The organism is Paramicrobacterium salitolerans (assembly GCF_051513965.1).
GTDB lineage: Bacteria > Actinomycetota > Actinomycetes > Actinomycetales > Microbacteriaceae > Paramicrobacterium.
Genome location: NZ_CP195847.1, coordinates 554,420 through 580,277, shown reverse-complemented (window position 1 = coordinate 580,277; position 25,858 = coordinate 554,420). Strand labels below are relative to the sequence as shown.

At 66.6% G+C, this 25,858-nt stretch carries 27 protein-coding genes and 1 pseudogene; 4 read left to right on the top strand and 24 right to left on the bottom strand.

Translation table 11 applies throughout. The annotated features are described in order from the left end of the window. Positions 1–2 precede the first annotated feature (2 nt). The 10 genes from ACSAGD_RS02795 to glmS all read right to left on the bottom strand — a co-directional run bounded on the left by ACSAGD_RS02795 (position 3) and on the right by glmS (position 8,149). Positions 3–641 (bottom strand): CueP family metal-binding protein, encoded by a 639-nt coding sequence (locus tag ACSAGD_RS02795; RefSeq protein ID WP_437584210.1) that lies wholly within the window; start codon positions 639–641, stop codon positions 3–5. 94 nt (positions 642–735) lie between these two features. Beyond that, positions 736–1,179, bottom strand: coding sequence for a DUF4190 domain-containing protein (locus ACSAGD_RS02790; RefSeq protein WP_437584209.1), 444 nt, complete (start codon positions 1,177–1,179; stop codon positions 736–738). Between the two features lie 28 nt (positions 1,180–1,207). After that, a complete protein-coding gene (locus ACSAGD_RS02785) occupies positions 1,208–2,137 on the bottom strand; it encodes a hypothetical protein (protein WP_437584208.1) in 930 nt (309 codons plus the stop codon). A gap of 34 nt (positions 2,138–2,171) precedes the next feature. Then, positions 2,172–3,230, bottom strand: coding sequence for a tRNA (adenosine(37)-N6)-threonylcarbamoyltransferase complex transferase subunit TsaD (tsaD, locus tag ACSAGD_RS02780; RefSeq protein ID WP_437584207.1), 1,059 nt, complete (start codon positions 3,228–3,230; stop codon positions 2,172–2,174). Then, positions 3,227–3,694, bottom strand: a complete 468-nt coding sequence (gene rimI / locus ACSAGD_RS02775) for a ribosomal protein S18-alanine N-acetyltransferase (protein ID WP_437584206.1) — start codon at positions 3,692–3,694, stop codon at positions 3,227–3,229. The genes tsaD and rimI overlap by 4 nt, the downstream gene beginning before the upstream one ends. Then, a complete protein-coding gene (gene tsaB, locus ACSAGD_RS02770) occupies positions 3,691–4,308 on the bottom strand; it encodes a tRNA (adenosine(37)-N6)-threonylcarbamoyltransferase complex dimerization subunit type 1 TsaB (protein WP_437584205.1) in 618 nt (205 codons plus the stop codon). The genes rimI and tsaB overlap by 4 nt, the downstream gene beginning before the upstream one ends. 9 nt (positions 4,309–4,317) lie before the next feature. After that, positions 4,318–4,785: a tRNA (adenosine(37)-N6)-threonylcarbamoyltransferase complex ATPase subunit type 1 TsaE gene (gene tsaE / locus ACSAGD_RS02765; protein ID WP_437584204.1), complete on the bottom strand. Its 468-nt coding sequence runs from the start codon at positions 4,783–4,785 to the stop codon at positions 4,318–4,320. Then, positions 4,782–5,900 carry an alanine racemase gene (alr, locus tag ACSAGD_RS02760; RefSeq protein ID WP_437584203.1) on the bottom strand — a complete coding sequence of 373 codons (1,119 nt, stop codon included), beginning with the start codon at positions 5,898–5,900 and terminating at the stop codon, positions 4,782–4,784. The genes tsaE and alr overlap by 4 nt, the downstream gene beginning before the upstream one ends. Before the next feature lie 2 nt (positions 5,901–5,902). Continuing rightward, a complete protein-coding gene (locus ACSAGD_RS02755; RefSeq protein ID WP_437584202.1) occupies positions 5,903–6,274 on the bottom strand; it encodes a holo-ACP synthase in 372 nt (123 codons plus the stop codon). A gap of 24 nt (positions 6,275–6,298) precedes the next feature. Beyond that, a complete protein-coding gene (gene glmS / locus ACSAGD_RS02750) occupies positions 6,299–8,149 on the bottom strand; it encodes a glutamine--fructose-6-phosphate transaminase (isomerizing) (protein WP_437584201.1) in 1,851 nt (616 codons plus the stop codon). A 119-nt stretch (positions 8,150–8,268) separates the two neighbouring features. On the opposite strand from glmS, the gene coaA reads away from it, so the two are divergent. Continuing rightward, complete coding sequence (coaA, locus tag ACSAGD_RS02745) at positions 8,269–9,222, top strand: type I pantothenate kinase (RefSeq protein WP_437584200.1); 954 nt, start codon at positions 8,269–8,271, stop codon at positions 9,220–9,222. Between the two features lie 102 nt (positions 9,223–9,324). Beyond that, positions 9,325–10,806, top strand: coding sequence for an alanine/glycine:cation symporter family protein (locus ACSAGD_RS02740; RefSeq protein WP_437584199.1), 1,482 nt, complete (start codon positions 9,325–9,327; stop codon positions 10,804–10,806). Positions 10,807–10,870: 64 nt separating this feature from the next. On the opposite strand, the gene glmM is transcribed toward ACSAGD_RS02740, so the two are convergent. The 4 genes from glmM to ACSAGD_RS02720 form a co-directional block, all read right to left on the bottom strand. Beyond that, complete coding sequence (gene glmM, locus ACSAGD_RS02735) at positions 10,871–12,235, bottom strand: phosphoglucosamine mutase (protein WP_437584198.1); 1,365 nt, start codon at positions 12,233–12,235, stop codon at positions 10,871–10,873. A 21-nt stretch (positions 12,236–12,256) separates the two neighbouring features. Continuing rightward, positions 12,257–12,739 (bottom strand): 30S ribosomal protein S9, encoded by a 483-nt coding sequence (gene rpsI / locus ACSAGD_RS02730; protein ID WP_437584197.1) that lies wholly within the window; start codon positions 12,737–12,739, stop codon positions 12,257–12,259. Positions 12,740–12,768: 29 nt separating this feature from the next. Further along, a complete protein-coding gene (gene rplM / locus ACSAGD_RS02725) occupies positions 12,769–13,215 on the bottom strand; it encodes a 50S ribosomal protein L13 (RefSeq protein WP_437584196.1) in 447 nt (148 codons plus the stop codon). A gap of 218 nt (positions 13,216–13,433) precedes the next feature. Then, positions 13,434–14,312 (bottom strand): tRNA pseudouridine synthase A, encoded by an 879-nt coding sequence (locus ACSAGD_RS02720; protein WP_437584195.1) that lies wholly within the window; start codon positions 14,310–14,312, stop codon positions 13,434–13,436. Positions 14,313–14,409: 97 nt separating this feature from the next. On the opposite strand from ACSAGD_RS02720, the gene ACSAGD_RS02715 reads away from it, so the two are divergent. After that, positions 14,410–16,278 carry an acyltransferase family protein gene (locus ACSAGD_RS02715; RefSeq protein ID WP_437584194.1) on the top strand — a complete coding sequence of 623 codons (1,869 nt, stop codon included), beginning with the start codon at positions 14,410–14,412 and terminating at the stop codon, positions 16,276–16,278. Between the two features lie 16 nt (positions 16,279–16,294). Here the strand turns inward: ACSAGD_RS02715 and ACSAGD_RS02710 are convergent, their stop codons facing one another. From ACSAGD_RS02710 to ACSAGD_RS02665, 10 genes and pseudogenes are all read right to left on the bottom strand, one after another. Continuing rightward, positions 16,295–17,335: a GNAT family N-acetyltransferase gene (locus tag ACSAGD_RS02710; protein ID WP_437584193.1), complete on the bottom strand. Its 1,041-nt coding sequence runs from the start codon at positions 17,333–17,335 to the stop codon at positions 16,295–16,297. 23 nt (positions 17,336–17,358) lie between these two features. Beyond that, on the bottom strand, positions 17,359–19,401 hold the full coding sequence (locus ACSAGD_RS02705; RefSeq protein WP_437584192.1) for an alpha/beta fold hydrolase: 2,043 nt from the start codon (positions 19,399–19,401) through the stop codon (positions 17,359–17,361). 111 nt (positions 19,402–19,512) lie between these two features. Beyond that, on the bottom strand, positions 19,513–20,067 hold the full coding sequence (gene rplQ / locus ACSAGD_RS02700; RefSeq protein WP_437584191.1) for a 50S ribosomal protein L17: 555 nt from the start codon (positions 20,065–20,067) through the stop codon (positions 19,513–19,515). Between the two features lie 46 nt (positions 20,068–20,113). Continuing rightward, positions 20,114–21,103 (bottom strand): DNA-directed RNA polymerase subunit alpha, encoded by a 990-nt coding sequence (locus ACSAGD_RS02695; RefSeq protein WP_437584190.1) that lies wholly within the window; start codon positions 21,101–21,103, stop codon positions 20,114–20,116. 118 nt (positions 21,104–21,221) lie between these two features. Further along, the gene (rpsK, locus tag ACSAGD_RS02690) at positions 21,222–21,620 is read right to left on the bottom strand and encodes a 30S ribosomal protein S11 (RefSeq protein ID WP_437584188.1); all 399 of its coding nucleotides are present in this window, start codon (positions 21,618–21,620) and stop codon (positions 21,222–21,224) included. Positions 21,621–21,654: 34 nt separating this feature from the next. Further along, positions 21,655–22,029 (bottom strand): 30S ribosomal protein S13, encoded by a 375-nt coding sequence (gene rpsM, locus ACSAGD_RS02685; protein WP_437584187.1) that lies wholly within the window; start codon positions 22,027–22,029, stop codon positions 21,655–21,657. Between the two features lie 142 nt (positions 22,030–22,171). After that, on the bottom strand, positions 22,172–22,288 hold the full coding sequence (rpmJ, locus tag ACSAGD_RS02680; protein ID WP_437584186.1) for a 50S ribosomal protein L36: 117 nt from the start codon (positions 22,286–22,288) through the stop codon (positions 22,172–22,174). A gap of 74 nt (positions 22,289–22,362) precedes the next feature. Further along, positions 22,363–22,584, bottom strand: a complete 222-nt coding sequence (infA, locus tag ACSAGD_RS02675) for a translation initiation factor IF-1 (protein WP_091179331.1) — start codon at positions 22,582–22,584, stop codon at positions 22,363–22,365. A gap of 405 nt (positions 22,585–22,989) precedes the next feature. Beyond that, positions 22,990–23,985 (bottom strand): annotated as a pseudogene (locus ACSAGD_RS02670) (IS481 family transposase); the annotation flags it as partial. A 41-nt stretch (positions 23,986–24,026) separates the two neighbouring features. Beyond that, positions 24,027–24,959, bottom strand: coding sequence for a hypothetical protein (locus ACSAGD_RS02665; protein WP_437584185.1), 933 nt, complete (start codon positions 24,957–24,959; stop codon positions 24,027–24,029). 75 nt (positions 24,960–25,034) lie between these two features. Here ACSAGD_RS02665 and ACSAGD_RS02660 point away from each other — a divergent pair, with 75 nt between their 5' ends. Then, a complete protein-coding gene (locus ACSAGD_RS02660; protein ID WP_437584184.1) occupies positions 25,035–25,589 on the top strand; it encodes a PadR family transcriptional regulator in 555 nt (184 codons plus the stop codon). Positions 25,590–25,858 lie beyond the last annotated feature (269 nt).

Here is a 25,858-nt window from a genome sequence, read left to right as displayed (position 1 = left end):
GCTCAGCTCAGGCGCATCGTCGTGATGCACGTCGCGTCGTCGGAGTCCGTCGTGGAAATCTCCGCGGTCGCCGTCTGCCCGGCGTGGGCGATCGTGAGGGATGCCTCGATGCCTCGCGGCACCCAGAGGCCGACGAACCCGTTGTCGAAGGTCTGCCGTGACTCGTCGATCAACACCGTTCCGTCAGCGTCTGTGAGCGTGACCCGGACCTCGGCGTTGGTCAGCTCGCCGAGGCAAGTGGTGAGGCTGTGGAAGTAGCAGTCGTGAGTCTGCGACTGGTACGGCGCGACCGAGATGTACACGCGGTCGTCGGGCATCGGCAGTGTTGTCTGGCGATTCTGATCATCTGTCAGCTCCAGTGACTCCGGCTGCACAGATGCGATCAGATCGGTCGGACGCTCGTCGACGGGAAGGGCGTCGAGGCGGTCGATGATCTCGGCGGCCTCGAGCCCTGCCAGGTCGTGATCGTCGAGGAACTCCCCCGCGGGCACCTCGCGCGGCTCCGCTGCCTGTTGCTTGGTCTTTCCCGACGTCGAGGACGAAGCCGCGGGGCCTGCGGTGCAGCCAGTCACGGTGAGGCCGGTAGCCAGAAGCGCCGCGGCAAGCAGCATCCATCGACGGTGTGAACGGGAGCGGTGCATGGATCCTCCGGGAGCCTGTCTGGGGGTGACACCTCGACGGTATACGAAAAAGAGCGCGCATCCAGTGCGGATGCGCGCCCTCTGCCCGGTCGGGTTATGAATACATCGTTCCTGCGACACCGATGGAGCCGATGATGAAGACAAAGATCACAACGTAGACCAGGATGTACACCACGGCCAGTGACGTGAACACGTAGCCCACGATGAGACCGGTCAGCGCCAGCCCGTCTCCCTGCTCGCCAGTCTGCCTGATCTGCTTGCGCGCGATGTGTCCGCAGATGATCCCGGCGATCGGGAACAGGAACCCGGTGATGATCGCGACGATCGCGAGCACGTTCGTGCCCGGAGGCTGCGGATATGGCGCGTACGCAGGCTGCGCGTACGGCTGCTGCGCATAGGGCTGTTGTGCGTATGGCTGCACGGGGCCCTGCTGCGGATATGGCTGCTGCTGTGGCTGTGGCTGTGGCTGACCGTAGCCAGGCTGCTGCTGGCCGTACGCCGGCTGGTTCTGACCCCCGGGTGGCGTCGGATTGCTCATAGTTGTGTCACTCCCCTTCGAACAATGATCATCTCATGACAAGCACGAGGATGCTGTACACGAACCAGCCGAGCGAGAAGACCGTGCCTGCAAAGCCGGTGGTGATGGCCCAGAGAGCGAACGAACGGTCATCCTTCGGCTTCTTGCGGGCCATGAAGCCGAGCACGATCGCGACGATGGCGAGCGGCAGAGTCCACCCGAAGAACAGCCCGCCGACCACGCCGATGATTCCGAAGATGAGTCCGAGAAGACCGAGCCGACTCTTCTCCGACTTCGGCTTCGCGACCGGCTGCATGCCCTGCTGAGTGGGGTACGCCATCGTCTGGGTCTGCTGGGGATAGCCGGGGTGGCCGCCGTGAGCGTACGGCTGCTGGGGTGCGTGCTGCGTCGGCTGGGGTGCGTGCTGCGGCGCATGCTGCGCGGTCGGCTGACCGCCGTAGCCCGGAGCGCTCGGCGCCGCGTACCCGCTGGGCGCGCCCTGCGGTCGCTGCGGTCGCTGCGGAGCAGGCTGAGCCCACGGCTGCGGCTGCTGCTGAGCGGGATGCCCCGGCTGCGGAGCCTGGCCCGCTTGGGGTGCGTTCTGCCCGGGCTGCGGCGGCCGGCCCGGCTGCGGGGCAGAGCCTGGCTGCGGCGCGTTGCCGGGGTTCGTCGGCTGCGGCGCGTTGCCGGGGTTCGTCGACTGCGGTGCGTGCGACGCCTGACCGGGCTGAGCCTGCTGGTTCTGCTGCGGAACCTGCGCGGGAGCAGAAGGCTGCGCCCACGGGCCTGGGGCCCCGGCCGGAGGTTTCTGAGCGTCGCTCTGCTGCGGAGCCTGCTGAGGCTGCGGAGCCTGCTGTGCCTGAGGAGCCTGCTGCTGTTGCGGCTGCGACGCGTTCGCGGCATCCGCCTCTCCCTGCTCCGAGGGCAGCGGCGGGCGCGGAGGCATGGCAGGCTTTGCAGGTTCGTTCGGCTCAGTCATCGGGACATCTCCTCGCGGTTGCGGCAGTGTTGTCTCACGCTACCTGAATATCGGTGACCGGAAGAGTCGAATCGGCCCCGAAGTCCAGTGTGGACGGTTCGAACCCGGCCATGATGCGCTGCGCGCCGAGCGCCGCGATCATCGCTCCATTATCGGTGCAGAGCGCAAGCGGCGGAATGCGCAGTGCGATTCCGGCTTCTGCTGTGCGCTGCTCAGCGAGTTCGCGGATGCGCTTGTTCGCGACGACGCCGCCGCCGAGCAGCAGCCGGGGCACGTCGTGGTCCCGGCAGGCGTTCACAGCTTTGGTGAGCAGAACGTCCGCGACGGCCTCGCGGAAGGATGCCGCGACGTCGGCGACCGGCACCTCCTCACCGGCATCCTGCTTCTGCTCGACCCAGCGCGCGACCGCCGTCTTGAGTCCGGAGAACGAAAAATCGTAGCGATGCGCGGCCATGTCCTTCGGCAGGCTCAGCCCGCGGGGGAAGCGGATCGCCTTCGGATCGCCCTCGGCCGCAGCACGATCGATCTGCGGGCCGCCCGGATACGGCAGACCCAGCACGCGCGCCACCTTGTCGAACGCTTCGCCCGCGGCGTCGTCGATCGTCTCGCCGAGCATCTCGACGTCGTCGACGAGGTCTCGCACCAGCAGAAGAGAGGTGTGCCCTCCCGAGACGAGAAGCGCGATCGTCGGGTACTCGAACGGGACTCCGCGGTCGTCGAGGATGTCCGCACCGACGTGACCGACGAGGTGGTTGACCGCGTAGATCGGCACACCGAGCGAAAGCGCGAGGGCCTTGGCAGCACCGACGCCGACCATGAGGGCTCCCGCAAGGCCAGGACCGCTCGTGACCGCGACGGCGTCGATGTCGGAGAGTCCGACCTCGGCCTCCTCGACGGCGGCGCTCAGCGCAGGGCCGAGCGCCTCAAGATGGGCGCGCGCGGCGACTTCGGGAACGACCCCGCCGTAGCGCGCGTGTTGCTCCATGGACGACGAGATGGTGTTCGACAGCAGGGTCGTGCCGCGGACGATTCCGATTCCGGTCTCGTCGCAGCTGGTCTCGATGCCGAGAACGAGCGGATTCTCGCGGTTCATGCCTCTCCTCGCACGGGCTCGCGCGCGTCGCGCTTCATGACGACGGCGTCAATGCCGCCCTTGTAGTACCGGGGTCTGACACCGAGGACGGCAAAGCCGAGCGACGTATACAGGTGCTGGGCTCCAGGATTATCTGCGCGCACCTCGAGAAACACGCCGCGAGCGCCGGAGGATGCCGCGTAGTCCAGCAGCTCGTTCATGAGGCGTCTGCCGAGGCCCGCACCGCGATGGGCGGGAGCGACGGCGATCGTCTGGATGTCGGCATCCGTGCTGCCGCTCGGAGCGAGAACCCCCGCATAGCCGACTAACTCACCGCCCTGCTCCGCCACGAGGTAGCGCGTGTGCTCACTCGCGATCTCGCGGCTCATCGACTCACGCGACCAGTCGTCTGGAGCGAACGTCGCCGACTCGAGCGCCATGATGGCATCGAGGTCGCGCAGATCTGCCTCACGGATGCCGCTCACGCGGAGACCCGCTTTCCGGCAGATGGAGACACGTCCGGCGAGCGCAGGTACAGGGGCTCGTCAGCGCTGAAGGACCGACCGGCAGCCCATGTGCGCTCGGCGACCATGCCCAGGTGTCCCGCGGAAACGCTGTCCGCATCGAGCCGCGAGGCGTCACCAACGAGGACGTCGGCGGGTTTCGCGAGGGCCGGGCCTTCCGTGCGGACGGGCAGCTGCGCGGCATCCAACCCCGAATAGCGGGACCAGTACACCTCACGGCGCCGCGCGTCGGTCACGACGAGCAGTTCGCCCTCGCCGCCATCCGCATACCAGGCGGCCGCGATCGCGTCGTGACTCACGACCGGAACGACGGGTTTGGCGGCGCCGATCGCGAAGGCGCGCGCCGCAGCGATGCCGATGCGCAGTCCCGTGAACGGCCCGGGCCCCATGCCCGCAGCGACCGCAGAGAGCTCGGTGGGAGCGACCCCGGCCTCCTCGAGCACATCGCGCATGAGCGAGCCGACGACCTCGGCGTGCCGCATGGTGTCGACGACGCTGCGCTCGGCGATGATGCCGCGGCCGCTGTCGACGACGGCGGCCGTGGTTCCGATGGACGAATCGATGGCGAGAAGCACGATTCAAGCCTACGCGTGTGCGCGCGTGATGCGGATGATGCGCGGTTCGTCGCGATCCTCCGGCTGCTCCGACTCGGCGGCGCCCGTCGGACGCTCGATCTCAACCTCGAGCCACTCGTCGGCGACACCCTCGAGCATGCCGCGGCCCCACTCGACCACGACGACGCTTCGGGCGAAGTCGATGTCGAGGTCGTCGAGCTCCATCGCGTCGCCCAGTCGATACGCATCGACGTGCACGAGCGGCGCACCGTCGACGAGGCTCGGGTGCGTGCGAGCCAGCACGAACGTCGGGCTGGTCACCGGGCCTCGCACGCCAAGCCCCTCTCCGATTCCACGCGTGAGGGTCGTCTTGCCGGCCCCGAGCGGCCCCGTGAGCACGAGCAGGTCGCCGGCGCGCAGCATCCGCCCCACCCGGACCCCGAACGCGTGCGTCTGCTCCGGAGTCTCGAGCACGGTCGTCGACGGAACCTCGATCATGCCTCTCCGTACGTACGGGGCACGCGGCCGCCGATGCGTGTCACGATCTCGTAGTTGATGGTGGATGCCGCGTTCGCCCAATCGTCCGCACTCGGCTCACCGCGCGACGCGTCGCCGAACAGCACCGCCTCGTCCCCGACGGAGACTGCGGCGTCACCGACATCGACGACGAACTGATCCATCGCGATGCGGCCGACGTTCGTGTAGACGCGCCCTCCGATCGAGACGGGACCCGCTCCCGAGGCCTGACGGGGGATGCCGTCGCCGTAGCCGAGCGGCACGAGCACGAGCGTCGTCTCGCGTTCCGTGCGGTGGGCGTAGCTGTACGAAACCCCTGCCCCGGCGGGAACACGGCGCACAGCGGCGACACGAGCGCGAAGCGTCATCGCCGGGCGGAGCCCGAGCTCCTGGCTCGTCTCATCGTCGAACGGAGTGAGCCCGTACAGCCCGATGCCGAGGCGAACCATGTCGAGACGTGCCTCCGGAATGCGGAGCGCCGCGGCCGTCGCTGCGGCGTGCAGCAACTCGGGTCGCAGACCCGCAGAGCGCGCCTCCTGCGCGAGGCCCGTGAAGACCCGGACCTGCTCGCGGTCGTCCTCGGGCGACGTGTTCGAAACGTGCGTCATGAGGCCGCTCACACGCAGCGCCCGGTCACGCTCGTGCTCAGCGGCGCGTGCGAAGAGCGCACCAGCCTCCTCGGGCGCAGCGCCGTTGCGGCTCAGACCCGTGTCGAGCTTGATCTGAACCGAGACATCGGATGCCGTCGCCCGACGCGCGGCGTCGGCCACGGCATCCAGTTGCTCGACGTTCGACACCGCGACCTCGACGTTCCGGGCGATTGCCGCGCCGAAGTCCGTTTCCGGCCCGTGCAGCCAGCAGAGCAGCGGCGCGTCGATACCGGCCTCCCGCAGCGCGAGCGCCTCGGTGAGGTCGGCGGTTCCGAGCATGTCCGCACCTGCCGCGACGAGTGTCCGCGCGACGGGAACCGCTCCGTGACCGTAGGCGTTGGCCTTGACGACCGCGAGCGCGCGCGGCGCCTGTGACTTCTCTCGCAGCGTTCGCAGGTTGTGCGCGATCGCGTCGAGATCGACCGCTGCTTCACGAGACTCCGTCACCTTCAGGCCTCTCCCACGCTCGGATCGGATTCTGCCACGACGAACGCCATGGCCGCGCCGCCATCATGAGACATGCTGACATGAAGCCGTGTGATGCCACGGGCTGCGACGACATCTGCCGTCGTGCCCGAGAGCTCGAAGAAGGGGTCGCCGTCCTCCGTCTTGGCGACGACGACATCGAGCCAGCGCACGCCGTCCGAACCGCCGAGCGCCTTGATCAGAGCTTCCTTCGCGGCGTAACGACCTGCAAGCGAGCGAAGCGGTAAGTCGCGTTCGCTCTCGGCGAACAAGCGCTCGCGCAAGCGCGGCGTCCGGTCGACCGCCCGCTCGAAGCGCGCAAGGTCGACCAGATCGACTCCGACTCCCACGATCATCGTGTACTCACCTGCACCGCACGGTCATTCGACGGTCACACTCTTCGCCAGGTTGCGCGGCTGGTCGACGTCGAGTCCCTTGGCCTCTGAAAGCTCCATCGCGAAGATCTGCGTCGGGATGACCGTGAGCAGCGGCTCGAAGAGCGGCGAAGCCAGCGGCACGCGGATCACCGAGTCTGCGTACGGAAGGACCGCGACGTCGCCCTCCTCCGCGATCGCGATGACGCGTGCTCCGCGAGCACGGATCTCCTGAATGTTCGAGACGATCTTGGCGTGCATCGTCTGCGAGCCGCGCGGGCTCGGCACCATGACGAACACGGGCTGCCCGGGCTCGATGAGCGCGATCGGACCGTGCTTCAGCTCACCCGCGGCGAAGCCCTCGGCGTGGATGTACGCGAGTTCCTTGAGCTTCAGCGCACCTTCGAGCGCGATCGGGTAGCCGACGTGGCGACCGAGGAAAAGCACCGAACGCGTGTCGCTCATCCAGTGCGCGAGCTGAGCGATCTCGTCGTGCTGCGTCAGCACCTCCGCGATCTTCTCGGGAACAGCCTGCAGCTCTGCGGTCTCCTCGATGATCTTCTCGGTGCTGAGGCTCCCCCGCACCGACGCGAGGTGCAGACCGAAGAGGTACAGCGCCGTGATCTGGGCGACGAAGGCCTTCGTCGATGCGACAGCGACCTCGGGACCGGCGTGCGTGTAGACGACGGCATCCGACTCGCGCGGAATCGTCGCACCCTGCGTGTTGCAGATGGAGAGCGTCTTCGCGCCCCGCTCGGCGGCGTACTTGACGGCCATCAGAGTGTCCATCGTCTCACCGGACTGGCTGATCGAGACGACGAGCGTGCTGGCGTCGACAACCGGGTCGCTGTAACGGAACTCGTGGCTCAGCGCGACCTCGACCGGAAGGCGAGTCCACGACTCGATCGCGTACTTGCTGACCATGCCGGAGTATGCGGCGGTTCCGCAGGCGACGATGATCACGCGCGAGATGTCGCGGAACAGGTCGTCCAGGCCCTCGAGCTCAGGAATGCGGACGGTGCCGTCGTCGGCGACGCGGCCGCGGACCGTGTTCGCCACGGCATCCGGCTCTTCACTGATCTCCTTGGCCATGAAGCTCGACCAGCCGCCCTTCTCGGCCGCCGATGCGTCCCACTGCACCTCGAAGGGGGTGGACTGCACCGGATTGCCTGCGAAGTCGGTGACCTCGACGCCCTCGGGCGTGATCGCGACCATCTCGCCCTCACCGACGGCGAGCGCGAAGCGCGTGTACTCCACGAACGCGGCGACATCGGAGCCGAGGAAGTTCTCGTCCTGTCCGAGCCCGACGACGAGCGGTGAGTTCTGACGCGCACCGACCACGAGATCGGGCTCGTCCTGGTGCACGGCGAGCAGGGTGAAAGCGCCGTCGAGGCGGCCGACGACGGCCTTGAATGCCTCGCGAAGGTCACCGGTGCGCTCGTACTCGCGACCGAGGAGGATGGCCGCGGCCTCTGTGTCGGTCTCGCTCGCGAAGGTGTACCCCTCGCCCGCGAGCTCGTCGCGGATAGCCGCGAAGTTCTCGATGATTCCGTTGTGGATGACGGCGAGCTTGCCGTCGGCGCTGAGATGCGGGTGCGCGTTCTCGTCTGTTGGGCCGCCGTGCGTCGCCCAGCGCGTGTGGCCGATACCGGTCGTACTATCCGGGAGCGGCTGCTCCGCGATGTCTTCACTCAGCACGGCGAGCTTGCCCGCGCGTTTGCGCGTGCTCAGCGTTCCGTCTTCAGCGATGACGGCGACTCCCGCAGAGTCATACCCGCGGTACTCGAGCCGCTTCAGGCCGTTCATCAGGACGTCAATGCTGGCACGTCCTCCGACGTATCCCACGATTCCACACATGGAAACAAGTTTATGGGCGGCGCGGAGCACGACCGGTCCGCGTGCCCAGATTCTCGGCGTTTATTCTGCGTCGTTCATAGGAAACGGCGCGGGGCGGCATCCGCGTAGAATGACGTGCTATGTCGCCCACCCGCGGAACCGGTTCAATCCCCGTGCACACGACCCCCTTCGTCGAGATCGATCGCTCCCGTTGGGCGCAGCTCGCTCCCAACATGCAGTCGCCCCTCACGAACGCCGAGATCGTGCAGCTGCGCGGACTCGGCGACCGCATGGACATGAACGAGGTCGCAGAGGTCTACCTGCCGCTCAGCCGTCTGCTCAGCCTGTATGCCGCGAACGCGAAGCAGCTGCATGACTCGACGCAGTCCTTCCTCGGCGAGTCCTCAGCGCGAACGCCCTTCGTCATCGGCGTCGCTGGATCCGTCGCGGTCGGCAAGTCGACGGTCTCGCGACTTCTGCGCGAGCTCATGGCACGCTGGCCCGACACCCCGCGTGTGGAACTCATCACGACCGACGGCTTCCTCTACCCGAACGCCGAGCTCGAGCGCCGTGGCATCATGCACCGCAAGGGCTTCCCCGAGGCATACGACCGGCGGGCGCTGCTGCGTTTCATCACCGAGGTGAAATCCGGCGCCGACGAGGTCCGCGCTCCCTTCTACTCCCACCTGCACTACGACATCGTTCCCGATGCGAGCGTCGTCGTCCGCCGTCCCGACGTACTCATCGTCGAGGGGCTCAACGTGCTGCAGCCCGCCGTCGCCGGCCACCTGACCATCGCCGATCTCTTCGACTTCAGCATCTACGTCGACGCACGCACAGACGACATCGCCCACTGGTTCGAAGAGCGCTTCATGGCGCTGCAGCGCGGGGCCTTCAGCAACCCGAACTCGTACTTCAACGTGTTCGCCGACCTGACCGAGGAGCAGGCCCGTGAGAAGGCGCGGTTCTTCTGGCGCGAGGTGAACGAACCGAACCTGCAGGCGAACATCCGCCCAACTCGGCCGCGCGCCAAGCTGGTTCTGCGCAAGGAGCGCAACCATGAGGTGAGCAAGGTTCTGCTCCGAAAGATCTGACCTAGCGACGCGGTCGTGAACCGTGTCACCGAAAAGCCCGCTGTGGCTCCCAGCTGCGTCTAAGATGGGCGCAACGTGCAACGCAGCACAGACGGGAGAACCATGGATCTGTCCTGGCTTGAGGAAGCCCTCGGCAACATCAGTTCAGTCGTGTGGGGGCCGTTCGTCCTCATTCCACTGCTCATCGGCACCGGCATCTATCTCACGTTCCGCCTCGGCGGACTCCAGTTCCTCAAACTCGGCGCTGGCCTTCGCCTCGGGCTCATCAAACGCAAAGACGCGGGCTCCGAGGGCGATATCTCACAGTTCCAGGCGCTGACCACGGCACTCGCCGCGACGGTCGGCACCGGCAACATCGTCGGCGTCGCCACCGCGATCGCGATCGGCGGCCCCGGCGCCCTGTTCTGGATGTGGATCACGGGTCTGGTCGGCATGGTCACGAAGTACACCGAGGCCTTCCTCGGAGTGAGGTTCAGAGGCACGGATGCCGCGGGCGAGAAGTCCGGCGGACCGCAGTACTACCTCGAGCGCGGCATCAAGGGACCGTTCGGCAAGGTGCTCGGCCTCATGTTCGCGATCTTCGCGACGATCGCCTGCTTCGGCATCGGCAACATGACGCAGGGCAACTCGATCGCGTCCAACGTTCAGGCCAGCTTCAACGTGCCCACGTGGGCGACGGGTCTCATCCTGACGGTCCTCGCGCTCCTCGTGCTCGTCGGCGGCATCAAGGTCATCGGTCGTGTGACGGCGGGCTTCGTTCCGATCATGATCATCTTCTACGTGGTTGCCGCACTGTACATCCTCATCGCGAACATCGGGCAGGTGCCAGCGGCTCTCGCTCAGATTTTCACGGATGCCTTCACAGGGACGAGCGCCGCAGGAGGGTTCGCCGGCTCAGCGATCATCATCGTGATCCAGTACGGTGTCGCTCGCGGTCTCTTCTCGAACGAGTCGGGCCTCGGCTCGGCGCCCATGGCTGCCGCCGCCGCGCAGACGACGCACCCGGTCCGTCAGGGCCTGGTCTCGATGACGCAGACCTTCATCGACACGATCATCGTCGTCACGATGACGGGCCTCGTGATCGTCACGACCGGAGCGTGGAAGGTCGTCGATCCTGAGACCGGCGAGCAGATCTCCGCAGCCCTCATGACCGGTGAGGCGTTCACGAATGGCCTGCCGGGCGAGTGGGGTCACTGGGTCGTCACGATCGCCCTCGTCATGTTCGCGTTCTCGACCATCCTCGGCTGGTCGTATTACGGCGAACGCAACATCGAGCGTCTGTTCGGACGCCGCGCGGTCATGCCGTTCCGCATCCTGTTCTCGCTCATCGTCTACATCGGCTGCACGGTGCAGCTCGGTGTTGTGTGGGCGTTCTCCGACGTTATGAACGGCCTGATGGCACTACCGAACCTCGTCGGACTGCTCGTGCTGTCGGGTCTCGTCGCACGCGAGACGCGGCACTACCTCAAGCACGACCCCAAGCTGGAGGCCACCAAGGAGGAGGTCGAAGCCTTCATGGAGGGTCAGCCGGGCTGGGCGGACTGGAAGGCCGGCGACGTCGTCGGCTCCAGCCGTCGCCTGTAGCGCAGCCGGAAAAGCGTCGGCCCCCGCTCAATCGAGCGGGGGCCGACGTGTATGCGGGGTCAGGTCAGACGATGCTGAGGTTGGCGCGCACCACTCCAGCGAGCTGGTCGGCGATGCGACCTGCCGTGTCGTGGTCTGCGGCCTCGACCATCACGCGGACGAGCGGCTCTGTGCCGCTCGGACGCAGCAGCACACGGCCGGTCTCACCCAGCTGGCCTTCGGCCTCCGCCACCGCCCGGGTGACGAGCTCGTGCGTGTGCGCCTGAGTCTTGTCGACGTCCTTCACGTTGATCATGACCTGCGGGTACACCGTCATGATCGACGCGAGTTCGGCGAGACTCTTGCCGGTGCGCGCCATCTCGCTCACCAGGTGAAGGCCAGTGAGGATGCCGTCGCCCGTCGTGGCGAACTCGCTCATGATCACGTGGCCGGACTGTTCGCCGCCGAGCGCGTAGCCCTTCTCGTTCATGGCCTCGAGCACGTAGCGGTCGCCGACCTTGGTCTGCAGCATCGAGATGCCGTTCGCCTCCATGGCGCGGCGAAGTCCGAGGTTGCTCATGACGGTCGCGACGAGCGTGTCGTCGACGAGCTTCCCTCTCTCCTTCATCGACACAGCGAGGATCGCCATGATCTGGTCACCGTCGATCGTGTTGCCCTGCGCATCGATCGCGAGGCACCGATCAGCGTCACCGTCGTGCGCGATTCCGACATCCGCCCCCAGCTCGACGACGGCCTCTGCGAGGTTCTCGAGGTGGGTGGAGCCCACGCCGTCGTTGATATTGAGGCCGTCCGGATCATTTCCGATGACGGAGACCTTGGCACCGGCATCCGCGAACACCTGAGGCGACACGCCTGCGGCCGCACCGTGTGCACAGTCGATGACGACGTGAAGGCCGTCGAGACTGTGCGGCAGGCTGCCGAGCAGGTGGATCAGGTAGCGATCCTCGGCATCGGCGAAGCGCTGAATGCGACCGACGGCACCGCCGGTGGGCATCAGCTGCTCGGCCTCGAGGTGCTCCTCGATGCGCTCCTCGACGATGTCGGGAAGCTTCGTGCCGCCGTGCGCGAAGATCTTGATTCCGTTGTCAGGTGCCGCGTTGTGCGATGCGGAGATCATCACGCCGAAGTCGGCGTCGATGCTCTGCACGAGGAACGCGGCTGCCGGGGTCGTGATGACGCCGGCATCGAGCACATCGACGCCGCTGGAGGCGAGACCGGCCGACACCGCGGCCGCGAGGAAGTCACCGGAGATGCGGGGGTCGCGAGCGACGACCGCAACCGGGCGCTTGCCCTGTGCACGCCGGGCCTCAGCACTTCGGCCTTGCCCAAGCACCACTGCGGTGGCTTGAGCAAGGCCGAGAGCGAGGTCGGCTGTGAGGAGACCGTTCGCGAGACCGCGAACGCCGTCAGTTCCGAACAGACGAGCCATGGAGAGCCAGACCCTCCGAAATCAGCGCTTCGAGAACTGAGGTGCCTTGCGCGCCTTCTTGAGTCCAGCCTTCTTGCGCTCCTTGACGCGTGCGTCACGCGAGAGGAAGCCGGACTTCTTGAGCGTCGGACGGTTGTTCTCGACGTCGATCTGGTTCAGCGCACGAGCGATGCCGAGGCGGAGAGCACCGGCCTGGCCCGAGGGGCCACCACCCGAGATGCGGGCGATCACGTCGTAGCTGCCCGAGAGGTCGAGCACCGTGAACGGGTCGTTGATGAGCTGCTGGTGCAGCTTGTTCGGGAAGTAGTCGGCGAGCTCACGGCCGTTGACCGTGATGGAGCCGGTGCCGGGGACGAGGCGCACGCGGGCAATGGCCTGCTTGCGACGGCCCACGGCTGCGCCGGGAACGGTGAGCGCCGGACGCGGGGTCGCCTCTGCCGACTCGGCCGGGGTCTCGGTGCTGAAGTTCTCCGGTGTTTCGATGGAGTCTGAAATCTTCGCCACTGTATGAATCCTTAAGCTTGTGCGGGCGCTTACTGGGCGACCTGGTCGAACGAGTACGGCTTCGGCTGCTGAGCGGCGTGCGGGTGCTCGCTGCCTGCGTACACCTTGAGCTTCTTCAGCTGGTCACGGCCGAGGGAGTTCTTCGGCAGCATGCCGCGAACCGCCTTCTCGACGGCGCGGACGGGGTTCTTCTCGAGAAGCTCGCCGTAGTTCATCGAGGAGAGGCCGCCCGGGTAGCCCGAGTGGCGGTAGGCGCGCTTCTTGAGCGCCTTGTCGCCGCTGAGGGCGACCTTCTCTGCGTTGACGATGATGACGTAGTCACCGGTGTCGATGTGGTTCGCGAAGGTCGGCTTGTGCTTTCCGCGAAGGAGAACCGCGGCGTGGCTGGCCAGACGGCCGAGGACGACATCCGCGGCGTCGATGACGACCCAGTCACGCTGGATCTCACTGGCCTTAGGGGTGTAAGTGCGCGTCACAGTAGTGCTGCTTTCTTGTCGTTAGTTGGACGTTCGTGAATCCCGCTCCGTTGGGCGTTCGAGAGATCGAACTCCGCAGGTGGAGGGCTCAACTACGGGTGCGCACCCCAAAAGGCACGACACCAACGGTCAATAGTACGCGACACGCCCGCGAGGGTCAATTCATCGACGAGACTCATGTAATACCTCCGCGTGGCGGTGGTCGTGCCGCGTGCGCGTCAGGGAAGCGTGCGCTTCGCCCGGGTGAGCTCGGCACGGGCGGCGAGCAGGTCGTCCTCGGGGTACCCGACCTGGACGAGCGTGAGTCCGTGAGCGGGCATGACCTTGAAGTCGCTGGTCCGCTCCGCGGCATCCCGAAGCCTCACCAGATCGCTTGAGGTGAGCTTGCCCTCTCCGACCGCGACGCACGCCCCGACGAGCGAGCGCACCATGCTGTGACAGAACGCGTCAGCCCGGACCTCGGCGACCAGGCGACCGTCGCCGTCGCGTCGCCACGCGAAGTCCTGAAGGGTTCTGATGGTCGTGGCGCCCTCCCGCGGCTTGCAGTAGGCGCCGAAGTCGTGAAGACCGACGAGCTCGCGGGCGGCATCGTCCATGGCTGCGACGTCGAGAGTGTGAGGATGCCACACCACGGTGTTCCGGAGCAGGGGGTTTTTTCCTGCCACCGGGTCCGCGATGCGGTACTCGTAGCGTCTCCAACTGGCGGAGAAGCGCGCATCGAAGCCCGCCGGCGCCTCGTCCGCCGCAAGCAGCTCGACGTCGGAGCGGTGCCCGAGAACTCCCCCGACCCGTCGGACAAGCGCCTCGCCCGCGGTCTGGCGGATGACGCCCCGGCGCCGCTGTCGGTTCAGGATCTCAACGTGTCGCTCGGTGAGATCGACGTGCGCCACCTGACCGGTCGCGTGCACGCCGGCATCCGTTCGCCCCGCGACGACGAGCCCCGGCTCATCACCGCGCCTGCCGAACACCGTGGCAACGGCATCCTCGAGAACACCCTGGACGGTCCGCAGACCCGGCTGCCGCGCCCACCCCTTGAAATCGGTGCCGTCGTACGCGACGTCCAGGCGGAATCGCGTCGTTTCGGAGAGCTCGGTCACGGCGCCAAGTCTATCGACGGCAAGCTGCGCGCATGACGGGCACGGCACGTCGCGCACACGTCCCTGTCACCCTCGAGGGTTATCCTCGTGCGGTCCCATGGTGAACTCCCCTGCCTCCATCTCCCCGTCCGCGCCCCGCATCCACTACGCGGGGCTCGACGGGCTGCGCGCCGTCGCCGTGGCCGCCGTGCTCGTCTATCACCTCTTCCCCGGCGCGATGCCCGGAGGCTTCATCGGGGTCGATGTGTTCTTCGTGATCTCAGGCTTCCTCATCACGAGCCTGCTCATGCGCGAGCACACGAGCACGGGGCGCGTCAGCCTCGGCTCCTTCTGGGTGCGTCGCGCGCGCCGCATCCTTCCCGCTCTCGTGCTCGTCGTGACCGCCTCGACCACAGCCGCGCTCGTCATCGGCGGTGATGTGCTCGTGCGCATCGGCCGACAGATTCTCGGAGCCGCGACGTTCAGCTACAACTGGGTCGAGATCGCCTCGGGCGGCTCGTACTTCGACGCGCTCACGCCCGAGATGTTCCGCACGCTGTGGTCGCTCGCGGTGGAAGAGCAGTTCTACATTCTCTGGCCGCTCCTGCTTCTCGCGCTGCTTCTGCTGCCGTCGCGCTGGCTTCGCGCGGGTGTGCTCGTGCTCGCCGCTGCGGCCTCCGCCGTGTGGATGGCGACGCTGTTCAGCCCGGGCGGCGACGCGACGCGCGTGTACTACGGCACAGACACCCACGCGTTCGGTCTGCTCGCCGGAGCCGCTCTCGCGGTTCTGCTGGAGGGGCGCCTCGGCGACGGGCTTCCCCGCTCGGCGAGTCGCGCGGCGCGCATCGGGTTCGACGTAGCCGGAACGCTGGCCCTGACCGGCATCCTCGCCCTCGCATTCGCGCTCGGCGACGGCGAGGATGCGACATATCGAGGCGGTCTCGCTCTCGCGTCGGTGCTGACGGTCGTCGTCATCACGGCATCCATTCGCCCTGGCTCCCTGCTCGGCGCACGGCTCGACTCGACGGCGCTGCGCTGGCTGGGGCGCCGATCGTACGGGGTCTACCTCTGGCACTGGCCGATCTTCACGCTCGCACTCGCCGTCAGCGGATCGACCGCGACGACGAGCCCGCCGCTCGCGGCATCCCTCATCGCTGTCGCTCTGACCCTCGCGCTCGCGGAGCTCTCGTTCCGCATCGTCGAGACGCCCGTCCGCACACGCGGGTACATCGGATGCTGGCACGCCATGCGCCGCGCTTTCCGTGCGTCCTCCCCGCGACCGGCCATCGCCGCGGGTGTCGCACTTGTGGCGGTCTCGCTCACGGCGTCGACGGGTACCGCGGTCGCTGTCGCTCCCGAGTCATCGTCCGTCGAGCAGCTGATCGCTCAGGCGCAGAAGTCCACGGCATCCCACGAGGCCGAGAAGCGCGACGACGAGGACTCCCGCACGCCGATCTCCGGAGAGGACATCACCGCGGTCGGCGACTCCGTGATGCTCGCCGCGGAGCCGGCGCTGCGCGAGAAGCTCCCCGGCATCGACGTCGACGCGCAGGTCTCGCGATCGATGTACGTGGCCGTCGACATTCTCAAACAGCGAGCGGATGCCGGTGAGCTGCGCGGCACCGTCGTGCTGGGTCTTGGCACCAACGGGCCCGTGAACCCCGACTCGCTCGACGACGTCCTGAGGGTCATCGGACCGGACCGGCAGCTGATCCTCGTGACCGCCTACGCGCCACGCGACTGGATCGAGGGTGTCAACGCCGAGCTGACGTCATTCGCCGCCGCGCATCGAACGACCGCGATCGCGGACTGGAACCGGGCGATCGAGCCGAAAGCGACAGAGCTTCTGGCCGCCGACGGCATCCACCCCGGCTTCGAGGGCGGCACCGTGTATGCCGACACGATCGTTCAGGCCGTGCAGGTGCTCGCCGACACGCCGCCTCCCGCGACTGACGGCTCCGGCTACAACATGCCGCTCGTGCGGTGATGTCGGCCCGGGCGCCTCAGACCTCGAGCACGTACGAGAACTCGCGGTCCCCCGCCACGAAGCCCATGCGCTCGTAAAGCGTGTTCGCCCCGGTCGGGCTCTCGGAGTCGACATCGAGCGTCGCGCGCTCGATGCCCGCTTCGCGCAGGCCCTGCAGCGCCTCGGTGATGACGGCGGGCGCGAGCTTCTCTCCGCGGTGATCGCGCACCACGCCGATGTACTCGATGTACGCCTTGGAGTAGCCCGCGGCCTCCCAATCGCGCTTGTTGACCGAGATGAGCGCAAACGCCACGACGCGCGGCTCCCCGTCGTCGGTCTTCTCGATCGCAACGCGACTGAGGTCTTTGCGAAAGACCGGGGATGCCGTCAGGTGCTCCCAGCGCTCCGGCGTGGTCGGCTGGCTGCCCCAGTGATCGCGGAACGCGTCGTTCCGAGCCTGACGCGCTGACTCCACGAGCGCATCGGTCATCGGCACGATGCGCACATCGCTCAGCGGGTCCACGATCTCGATGGGGTCGGCGAGCCGACGCTCCATCTCGGTGAAGTACCGCTTCAGCTCGAAGCCGGCGCGCTCGCTCAGATGCTGCCCCGCGATGTTGCCCTGCTCCTGGTCGACCATGATCCACGCGGGCAGTGCGTTCGGGTTGACAGCGAGCAGCTGCAGCGCACGATCACGCTGCCACGCGAGCAGCAGCCTTCCGATGCCGCGACCACGCCACTCCGGGTGCACGGTGCCCTCGAGGTACACCTGCACGCGCGTCGACTGCGCCTGAGCTTCGGCCACGAGGCCCGCCGCGATCAGCACCCCCGAGGCACTCTCGGCCACGAGCGTGTCGGTCGCCATGATGAGCTTCGACGAGCGCAGCGCGTTCTCCACCTCTGCGCGCGTGGTGGTGGATGCCGGGTGATCGACGCGATCCGCGGCATCCATCAGAATCATCATGGCGTCGAGATCGTCGAGCGTCGCCGGTCTCCAGCGCGCCACATCGGGATGCTCGGGAAGCCGCAGCTCAGGCGCAGCGACGCGGTCACGGAGGGCAACGCTTGTGACGCTCATGCCCCCAGTTTAGCGACGGTGCCTCAGCCCAGCCGGTCAGACGGTTCGAACGCCACGCCTCGCACGTGCTGATCGAGGAAGCCGAGGAACGTCTCGTACCAGACCTGCGCGTTGCCTCGCCCGAGGATCCAGTGCCCCTCATCGGGGAAGAACAGGTAGCGGTGCTGGGTCTTCCCGTCCTCACCGAGCGGCGTCTTCGACTTCGTCAGCAGGTCGTACCAGAGGTGCTGCCCCTGAGCGATCGGCACGCGGTAGTCGCGGTCGCCGTGGATCACGAGCACCGGAACCTCGATCTCGGACGCCGACAGGTGCGGCGAGTACTGCGCGTGCTGGATGCGCATCGGTTTATCCCACGCGGAATTGTCGGTTGTGAAGCCCATCGACTCTGTATTCCACAGCGAGGCATGCGTCACGATGCAGCGGAACCTGTCGCCCGTGTGTCCCGCCACCCAGTTCGCCATGTAGCCGCCGTAGCTGCCACCCGCGAACGCGGTGCGCTCCGCGTCGATGTCGGGCTGCGCGATCGCGGCATCCGTGAGTGCCATGATGTCGGTGAACGGCGTGCCGCCCAGCTGCTGCTGGCCGCGGTCGATCATGCTCTGCCCGTAGCCCGTCGAGATCGCGGGGTCGGGCAGCAGCACGGCGTAGCCGGCCGCGACGAACGGGTTGGGGTTCCACCGGTAGGTCCAGGCGTTCCAGGAGCCCCACGGGCCGCCGTGAGCGAAGACGACGAGAGGATGCGGCCCCGAGCCGTTCGGCACGCGAAGCCACGCGCGAATCTGGGTGCCATCCTCCGCGGTCACGCTGATCTCGCGCAGCTCACCCGGAGCGGCCAGGGCGTCTGCGGGGTTCGGCAGCGCGCTGACCTCGCCGGAGGCCGGATCGATCGCGAGCGGGTGCGGCGCGACGTCCACGGCCGACGCGATCGCGACGAGCCGGTCCTCCTGCACCTCGAGGCCGCCGAACGCGAGCGTCTGGCCTGGGCCGCCCGCGAGACGTCGCGGTGCGGCATCCGTCACCGCTCCGATCCACACAGAGCCTCGCCCCGTGTCGTCGCTGGCCGCGACGAGCGTCTCGTCATCGAGCCACAGCGCATCGAACCAGTGGTCACCCTCGGGCCACACCTCGGCGGCCGCGTGGGTGTCGAGTTCGAGCACCTGAAGACGCATCCCGAGGCTCTGCGTCGCGGTCCAGAGAGCCTCGCGGTTGATCAGCACGCGCGTGCCATCGGGCGAGATGCGTCCGGCTCCCACCTGCTCGCGGCTCGGATCATCCGACTCGACGAGCAGCGTGGGCGCCCCGCCTCGAAGGTCGACGCGCCAGACCTGAGTCTGCTCCAGCTCCTCAGCTCCCGTGATCTGCACGGTCACGACCGCGAACGTCGCATCGGGTGCGAGGTCCCAGCCGAGCAGTCGTCCCTCCGGCATGTCCGCATAGCTGAAGTCGAGCAGCTGTGCCGCCTGCGCACCGGCATCATCATCGTCGTCGGGCTTCGGCGCCGGGCGATCTGTCGGCGCGTCGAGGTTGTCCGGCAGCGTCGCCACGGCGAGCACCGTCCGAGTCGGACCGAGATCGTGGTCCCAGTACCGCGTCGGGAAGCCGCGATGCAGAATAGCGGAGACCTTCGCCTCGGAGCGCGCCTTCGACAGCTCCGCGTGCTCGTCTTCCGTGGTCGCGTGCGAGTGCACCTCGAGCTCGGCGACGACCAGGCCCGCCGCAGTGCGCACATTGCCGAATCCGCCGGCGCGCGTCGCGAGCTGTCGTGCCTCTCCTCGGGGCGGCAGGCTCCAGAGCGAGCCGTCCTTCGCCTCGGAGCCGTCTTCGCCGAGGCGCTTCGAGACGAACAGTACGTGTCCGTCATCGGTGATGGCGGGTGAGGATGCCGAGGCCTCGCCGCGCGTCAGCGGCACAGCGCTCTCGCCGCTCAGGTCCACGAGTGCGCCAACGTAGCCGTTGCCGGCGGCGTTCGGCGCGGAGACAGTGGCGACCATGCGCCCGTCGCGCGTCGCAGTGAGTCCGGTCAGTCGTGTGGCATCGAGAAGTTCGGTAATCGCATCGTTGCTCATCCGACCGAGTCTAATCGTGACCCGCACAGGCGCGTGGGCGCCACACGTCCCGCAACGGAGAAGGCCCCGAGAACCTCACAGTTCTCAGGGCCTTCTGCAGGTGTGCTGCGACTACTTGGCGTCGTCCTCGGACTCAGCCTTCTCGTCTGCGGCCTCCTCGGCGGGAGCGTTCTCAGCAGGGGCCTCCTCGGCAGCGGCCTCGGTCTCCTCTGCGGGAGCCTCCTCGGCTGCCTCCTCGGCTGCGGGCTCCTCGACGGGCTCCTCAGCCTTGGGGGCAGCCTTCTTGGCCGGCTTCGCCTTCGGTGTGACGGGCTCGAGAACGAGCTCGATCACGGCCATGGGAGCGTTGTCGCCCTTGCGGTTGCCGATCTTGGTGATGCGCGTGTAGCCGCCCTCACGCTCCGCGAGAAGCGGGGCGATCTCGGTGAACAGCACGTGCACGACCGTCTTGTCCTTGATCGTCGCTGCGACACGACGACGCGAGGCAAGGTCACCGCGCTTCGCGAAGGTGATCAGGCGCTCGGCCACGGGCTGAAGACGCTTGGCCTTCGTGAGCGTGGTGGTGATGCTCTTGTGGGTGTAGAGAGCAGCCGCCTGGTTGGCGAGCAGAAGGCGCTCGTGCGCCGGTCCGCCTCCGAGGCGGGGTCCCTTGGTGGGCTTAGGCATTCTCGTGTTTCTCCAGATTTATCTCGGGCCGTCTAGCGACTGACCGTCAGTTGTTCTCGTCTTCGTAGCCCGAGTAGAAGTGTGCGCCGTCGAACCCGGGAACCGAGTCCTTGAGCGACAGTCCCATCTCGACGAGCTTGTCGCGAACCTCGTCCACAGACTTCTGACCGAAGTTGCGGATGTTCATCAGCTGCGTCTCGCTGAGGGCGACCAGCTCGGAGACCGTGTTGATCCCCTCACGCTTGAGGCAGTTGTACGAACGAACCGAGAGGTCGAGGTCCTCGATCGGAACCGACAGCTCGCTCGAGAGCACGGTCTCGGCGGGCGCGGCGCCGAGCTCGATGCCCTCGGCCTGGTTGTTGAGCTCCTTCGCGAGGCCGAACAGCTCGACGAGGGTGCTTCCCGCCGAGGCGATCGCGTCGCGCGGCATGATGGCTTCCTTCGTCTCGACGTCGACCACGAGGCGGTCGAAGTCGGTGCGCTCACCGGCACGCGTCGCCTCGACGCGGTAGGTGACCTTCAGCACGGGCGAGTAGATCGAGTCGACCGGAATCTGGCCGGCCTCGGAGAACTCGTTGCGGTTCTGGCTCGCCGAGACGTAGCCACGGCCGCGCTCGATGGTGAGCTCGAGCTCGAACTTGGCGTCCTCGTTGAGAGTGGCGATCACGAGGTCGGGGTTGTGGACCTCGACACCCGCGGGAGCCGAGATGTCCGCAGCCGTGACCTGGCCGGAACCGGTCTTGCGGAGGTACGCGGTGATCGGCTCGTCGTGCTCGCTGGAGACGACGAGGCCCTTGATGTTGAGGATGATCTCGGTGACGTCTTCCTTCACACCGGGGATCGTGCTGAACTCGTGCAGCACGCCATCGATGCGGACGCTGGTGACAGCGGCGCCGGGGATCGACGAGAGCAGGGTGCGACGGAGCGAGTTGCCGAGCGTGTATCCGAAACCGGGCTCGAGCGGCTCGATCACGAAGCGGCTGCGGAACTCCGAGATGTTCTCCTCGGTGAGCGTTGGGCGCTGTGCAATAAGCACTATGTATTCCTTTCGGCTAAGTGTCCGCTATATGACACTTGCGTTGACGGGATATTGAGTTGTTTAACCGGCGAGAATCGAGCCGGGATGAACCGGCCCGATCTCGGGAGTGAAGTGCTTAGACGCGGCGGCGCTTGGGCGGGCGGCATCCGTTGTGAGCCTGCGGCGTGACGTCCGAGATCGAACCGACCTCGAGACCAGCGGCCTGCAGCGAACGGATGGCGGTCTCGCGACCCGAGCCCGGTCCCTTGACGAAGACGTCAACCTTCTTCATGCCGTGCTCCTGCGCCTGACGGGCGGCCGACTCGGCTGCCATCTGCGCGGCGAACGGCGTCGACTTACGCGAGCCCTTGAAGCCCACGCCACCGGACGAAGCCCAGCTGACGACGGCACCGGAAGGGTCGGTGATCGAGACGATGGTGTTGTTGAAGGTCGACTTGATGTGGGCCTGACCCACAGCGATGTTCTTCTTTTCCTTCTTGCGCGGCTTACGGACGGCCGACTTGGTTGCTGCCATTGGTTATCTCCTGAATCCTTGAGGCGAGGCCGACCTAGCGGGCCTTCTTCTTGCCGGCGACAGTGCGCTTCGGGCCCTTGCGGGTGCGCGCGTTGGTCTTCGTGCGCTGACCGTGCACGGGGAGTCCGCGACGGTGGCGGATGCCCTGGTACGAGCCGATCTCGACCTTGCGGCGGATGTCAGCGGCGACCTCGCGGCGAAGGTCACCCTCCACCTGGAAGTTGCCTTCGATGTAGTCACGGAGTGCGACGAGCTGGTCGTCGGTGAGGTCCTTGACGCGAGTGTTTCCGTCAATGTTGGTGTCCGCGAGGGTCTTGAGCGCCCGAGTGCGGCCGACACCGTAGATGTACGTCAGTGCGACTTCCACGCGCTTGTCGCGAGGAATGTCTACGCCGGCGAGACGTGCCATGGTGGCTTCTCCTAGGAGTTTCGTGGAGGTATGGGACAGTTCCGGTGCCAGGGCCTCCTCCCCTGGGTGTCCCTCGACGGATCGAGTTCTGGGACTGCCTGCTTTCGTTATTGTGTTGTGGCGCGCGGCAGAGCCGCGTCTGCTAGCCCTGGCGCTGCTTGTGGCGCGGGTTGCTCTTGCAGATCACCATGACGCGTCCGTGACGACGGATCACCTTGCAGTGATCGCAGATCTTCTTGACGCTGGGGTGGACCTTCATGTTCTTCCTTCAGTTCGCTGTCCTCGTGAAGAACGCAGCCGTGAGCTGCGCTCAACCGTTACTTACAGCGCGACTTACTTGTAGCGGTAGACGATACGGCCGCGGGTCAGGTCGTAAGGGGTCAGCTCAACGATCACGCGGTCCTCGGGGAGGATGCGGATGTAGTGCTGGCGCATCTTGCCCGAAATGTGGGCAAGAACCTTGTGACCGTTCGTCAGCTCAACGCGGAACATGGCGTTGGGCAGGGCTTCGATCACGGATCCTTCGATCTCGATGACACCGTCTTTTTTGGCCATAGCCTCACTGTCGCTCAGGTTTGTCGCACTGGTCGTGCGTTGGATTTCGGTGCGGGACGGACACGCCGTGCGACGTGCACAATGCACCAACGGATTATCTTATGTGATATTGCGGCGCTTCGCCAGTCCGAGCTTCGCGCGGATCGCAACCACCGCACTGCAATTATCCGCCCTGAGACAATGCGAAGAGAATCCCGGGGTACGCCTTCACCTGCCCGTGCCCTGACGTCACAGATACTCAGGCTTTCATCGATCGCCCGCTGACTCGTCCCCTCCCTGAGAAAGTGTCAGCCACCCTGTAATGAAGTCATCTCGTTCCAACGTTGAGGCGACCAGGGCGTGGTCCGGCAGGCGAACATGTGGAGCCGCGAGGATCAAGACGTAATCATCTGTGTCGACAAAATTGTATGAGGCCAGGACGTTGTTGACACGCAATGGTGTTGCGGACGCGGGCGGCTTTCCACCGTGGGCTCCGTGGGGCCGGTGGTAGTTGTAGTGCTGATTCCAGGTCGCGAGCGCGTTCACGCGTTCGGTCTCTGAGTTCCAAGTTCGTGCGTAGAGGAACTCCTCGGCCAGGATGCGGTTGTAGCGCTCGACCTTGCCGTTGTGCTTCGGCGTGTACGGCCTCGTGCGCCGGTGCTGCGAGCCGCCGAGAGCGGCTGCGAATGCTTGGGCGCGGTAGCAGGCGCCGTTGTCGGTGATGATCCGCTCGATCTTCGCGATGCCGTGCTTGGCGAACCACTCGCGCGCTCGGTCGAGGAACGCGATCGCCGTCGTTGCTTGCTCGTTCTCGAGGGCTTCGGTGTAGGCGAGGCGGGTATGGCCGTCGATCGCGGAGTGCAGGTAGACGTAGCCGGTGCGCGCACCTCGCTCCTTCGTGCGTGCGACGGCTCTGGCCTCAGCGCTGTCTCTTCCGTGCACGCGCCAGCCGCCGCCGTCCGGGATGCGGCCGGTCTTCTTCACGTCGAGATGCACCATGTGCCCGGGGCGCTCGGCGATGATCTTCCGTGGAGCGCGGTTGGCCTCTCCGTTCGGATCGATGAATTTCCTCCGGTTCAGGCCGAGCTGGGCGAGTATCCGGGTGATGGTGCGGCGGCCGAGCGGTCTGCCCTGCTGGGCGAGCTCGAAAGCGATGCGAGATGCGGACCATTTGTGCTCACGCCGCATCGACTCGATTTGCTCGACGAGGGCCCCTGGTGTGGCGGTCGGCTGCCGAGCTGGAGCTGATGAGCGGTCGAGGAGCCCCAGCTCCCCGAACTTCTTGTAGCGGTTTACCCACTTCGATGCGGTCGCCCGAGAAATCCCCATCTCAGCAGCCACGTGCGCGATCGGGCGAGTGCGGCAGCGTTCGATGAGTCGCTTACGGCCTTCGGGGGTGAGCGGGGCGTTTCGGTGGGTCATCGCAGCCAAGAGGCAACCCTCGTCTGACGCGGCGGCACCCGTCACGACGCCTCGATGAGACGTCGAACCGTGTCGTATGCCGGTTTGGGCGTGTAGTCGTCGCGGAGGAGCCCGAATCCGTTCTGCCAGTTGCCGTCGCTGATCCCGTCGCGGAGCGAGAACAACTCGTACACGCTCACCTCGCCGGTCGCGGCTACGGCCTCTGCGACGGCGTGCAGGATGCGTGCCTGCTTCTCCTCATCGCGGGTTGCACCGGTGGGCCAGCCGGTCTCGGTCACATGGATCGGCGTTGCCTCGGAGATTCCGACGTCGCGGGTGACCTGTCGCAGAGTGCGGACGAGAAACTGTGCCCCTGCGCTGACTTTGTCTTCTGGGATGGGGTGGAAAACGTCGGGGAACATGTCTAGGCCGATGAAGTCGAGTCGGGCTGTCGAGTCCGTCCCCAAAGCATCGGCCATCCTGGTCCAGAACGCGGGGTCGGCGACTCCGGCGCAGTTCACGCCGATTGCGACATTCGCGTCGAGGCGGTCGCGTTCCTCGATCCCGGCCGCGACGCCCGCGCCAACTGCCTCGAAGCAGCCAGGGAAGCCACCGTCCTGTGGGTACGGCACGTTGAGTTCTTCGCCGACCTGGACCTTCCCACCGCCCCACGCGGCAACGTCCCGGACGGCTTGGCGGACGAACTCGGCGTAGCCGGAAGGGTCGGGCTCGGTGGCGCGATAGCACGCAGTGAGGTCGATAAGCCGGCCGCGCCCGATGTAGTTCCCCGGGTCGGCGGGCGTCGCATCGACGCCGGGTTCGGGTGCTCCGACCCCGCGGTAGTGCCGATAGCAGCGGATATAGAACTGCGCCGCATCGCCCTGCAACCGGTCAAGGCCAGCGCGTGTGCGCTCGACGTCTTCTGGCGGCGTCGCCAACGGGGTCAGATCCACCAGATCCGCCGCAACCACACCGGGCCAGATTCCAAACAACATGACGAACTCCTCACTAGCCGTATACGGGCAACTGAAACCATAGCCGTATACGGCTATCTCCGCTAGTCTGGAGCGATGCCGACCAGCGCGCTCGCCAACCCGCTCGTTCTGCCGATCCTGGGGCTGATGGCCGAGCAGCCCCGGCACGCCTACGCCCTCTTCAGCGAGCTGCGCTCGCGTTACGCCTACATCGGCGCGCGGAACTCAACCGTCTACACACTGCTCAACACACTCGTAGAGGCCGGCTGGCTGCGCTCGAAGCAGGAAGACGCAGACCGACAGGTATTCCAGCTCACCCCGGCTGGCCGACAGGCTCTCGCCGAGCGCGTCGAGCGCCAGGTTCGGGACGGCGCTCTAGGCGACCGCACCGCATTCATGGTCGCGCTGGCCTACCTCGGAATCCTCGTCCCGGCCGAAGCAGCAGCCGCACTGCAAGGACGCGTCGACCGCATCCATCGCGAAGAAGAGCGCCTGGAAGGCGCGCTAGACCAAGCGGAGAACATCCCCGAACTGCACATGATCGAGACCCACTACTACCGCGACCAGCTCGACCACGAACGCTCATGGCTGGAAGCGATCATCCGCCGCATCCGCTCCGGTTCCCTTGCCTGGCCAAGCCGGACAAACTAACCACATCGCCCTGCTCACGGAGTGACGCGACTCGCTTGTCGATCGGCAACCGTGCACGAGGTCCCCGTCAACAACCTCATGGCCAGCAACAGCTAGGCGACGCTGCGGATTCCAATGCCCGTCGTGATGGCCAGTAGCCGACCCACGTGTGAGAACGCCGTCCTTGTGCAATTGGGAAATCGATGAATGCGCCAACCATCGACGTCTGTGCCAGGTGATACACCGCAGCGTCAGCCGTGCGCATCTCTTCTACAATTTCACTCTTCAGG

What these genes read in the sequence shown, in the direction of transcription:
- ACSAGD_RS02740 (WP_437584199.1), top strand. Translation starts at nt 9,325, where the DNA reads ATGGATCTGTCCTGGCTTGAGGAAGCCCTCGGCAACATCAGTTCAGTC.
- ACSAGD_RS02755 (WP_437584202.1), bottom strand. Translation starts at nt 6,274, where the DNA reads ATGATCGTGGGAGTCGGAGTCGATCTGGTCGACCTTGCGCGCTTCGAG.
- coaA (WP_437584200.1), top strand. Translation starts at nt 8,269, where the DNA reads ATGTCGCCCACCCGCGGAACCGGTTCAATCCCCGTGCACACGACCCCC.
- rpsM (WP_437584187.1), bottom strand. Translation starts at nt 22,029, where the DNA reads ATGGCACGTCTCGCCGGCGTAGACATTCCTCGCGACAAGCGCGTGGAA.
- ACSAGD_RS02785 (WP_437584208.1), bottom strand. Translation starts at nt 2,137, where the DNA reads ATGACTGAGCCGAACGAACCTGCAAAGCCTGCCATGCCTCCGCGCCCG.
- glmS (WP_437584201.1), bottom strand. Translation starts at nt 8,149, where the DNA reads ATGTGTGGAATCGTGGGATACGTCGGAGGACGTGCCAGCATTGACGTC.
- ACSAGD_RS02660 (WP_437584184.1), top strand. Translation starts at nt 25,035, where the DNA reads ATGCCGACCAGCGCGCTCGCCAACCCGCTCGTTCTGCCGATCCTGGGG.
- ACSAGD_RS02790 (WP_437584209.1), bottom strand. Translation starts at nt 1,179, where the DNA reads ATGAGCAATCCGACGCCACCCGGGGGTCAGAACCAGCCGGCGTACGGC.
- rpsK (WP_437584188.1), bottom strand. Translation starts at nt 21,620, where the DNA reads ATGGCAGCAACCAAGTCGGCCGTCCGTAAGCCGCGCAAGAAGGAAAAG.
- ACSAGD_RS02715 (WP_437584194.1), top strand. Translation starts at nt 14,410, where the DNA reads ATGGTGAACTCCCCTGCCTCCATCTCCCCGTCCGCGCCCCGCATCCAC.
- rplQ (WP_437584191.1), bottom strand. Translation starts at nt 20,067, where the DNA reads ATGCCTAAGCCCACCAAGGGACCCCGCCTCGGAGGCGGACCGGCGCAC.
- glmM (WP_437584198.1), bottom strand. Translation starts at nt 12,235, where the DNA reads ATGGCTCGTCTGTTCGGAACTGACGGCGTTCGCGGTCTCGCGAACGGT.
- rpmJ (WP_437584186.1), bottom strand. Translation starts at nt 22,288, where the DNA reads ATGAAGGTCCACCCCAGCGTCAAGAAGATCTGCGATCACTGCAAGGTG.
- ACSAGD_RS02710 (WP_437584193.1), bottom strand. Translation starts at nt 17,335, where the DNA reads ATGAGCGTCACAAGCGTTGCCCTCCGTGACCGCGTCGCTGCGCCTGAG.
- tsaE (WP_437584204.1), bottom strand. Translation starts at nt 4,785, where the DNA reads ATGATCGAGGTTCCGTCGACGACCGTGCTCGAGACTCCGGAGCAGACG.
- ACSAGD_RS02795 (WP_437584210.1), bottom strand. Translation starts at nt 641, where the DNA reads ATGCACCGCTCCCGTTCACACCGTCGATGGATGCTGCTTGCCGCGGCG.
- ACSAGD_RS02705 (WP_437584192.1), bottom strand. Translation starts at nt 19,401, where the DNA reads ATGAGCAACGATGCGATTACCGAACTTCTCGATGCCACACGACTGACC.
- tsaD (WP_437584207.1), bottom strand. Translation starts at nt 3,230, where the DNA reads ATGAACCGCGAGAATCCGCTCGTTCTCGGCATCGAGACCAGCTGCGAC.
- ACSAGD_RS02665 (WP_437584185.1), bottom strand. Translation starts at nt 24,959, where the DNA reads ATGTTGTTTGGAATCTGGCCCGGTGTGGTTGCGGCGGATCTGGTGGAT.
- infA (WP_091179331.1), bottom strand. Translation starts at nt 22,584, where the DNA reads ATGGCCAAAAAAGACGGTGTCATCGAGATCGAAGGATCCGTGATCGAA.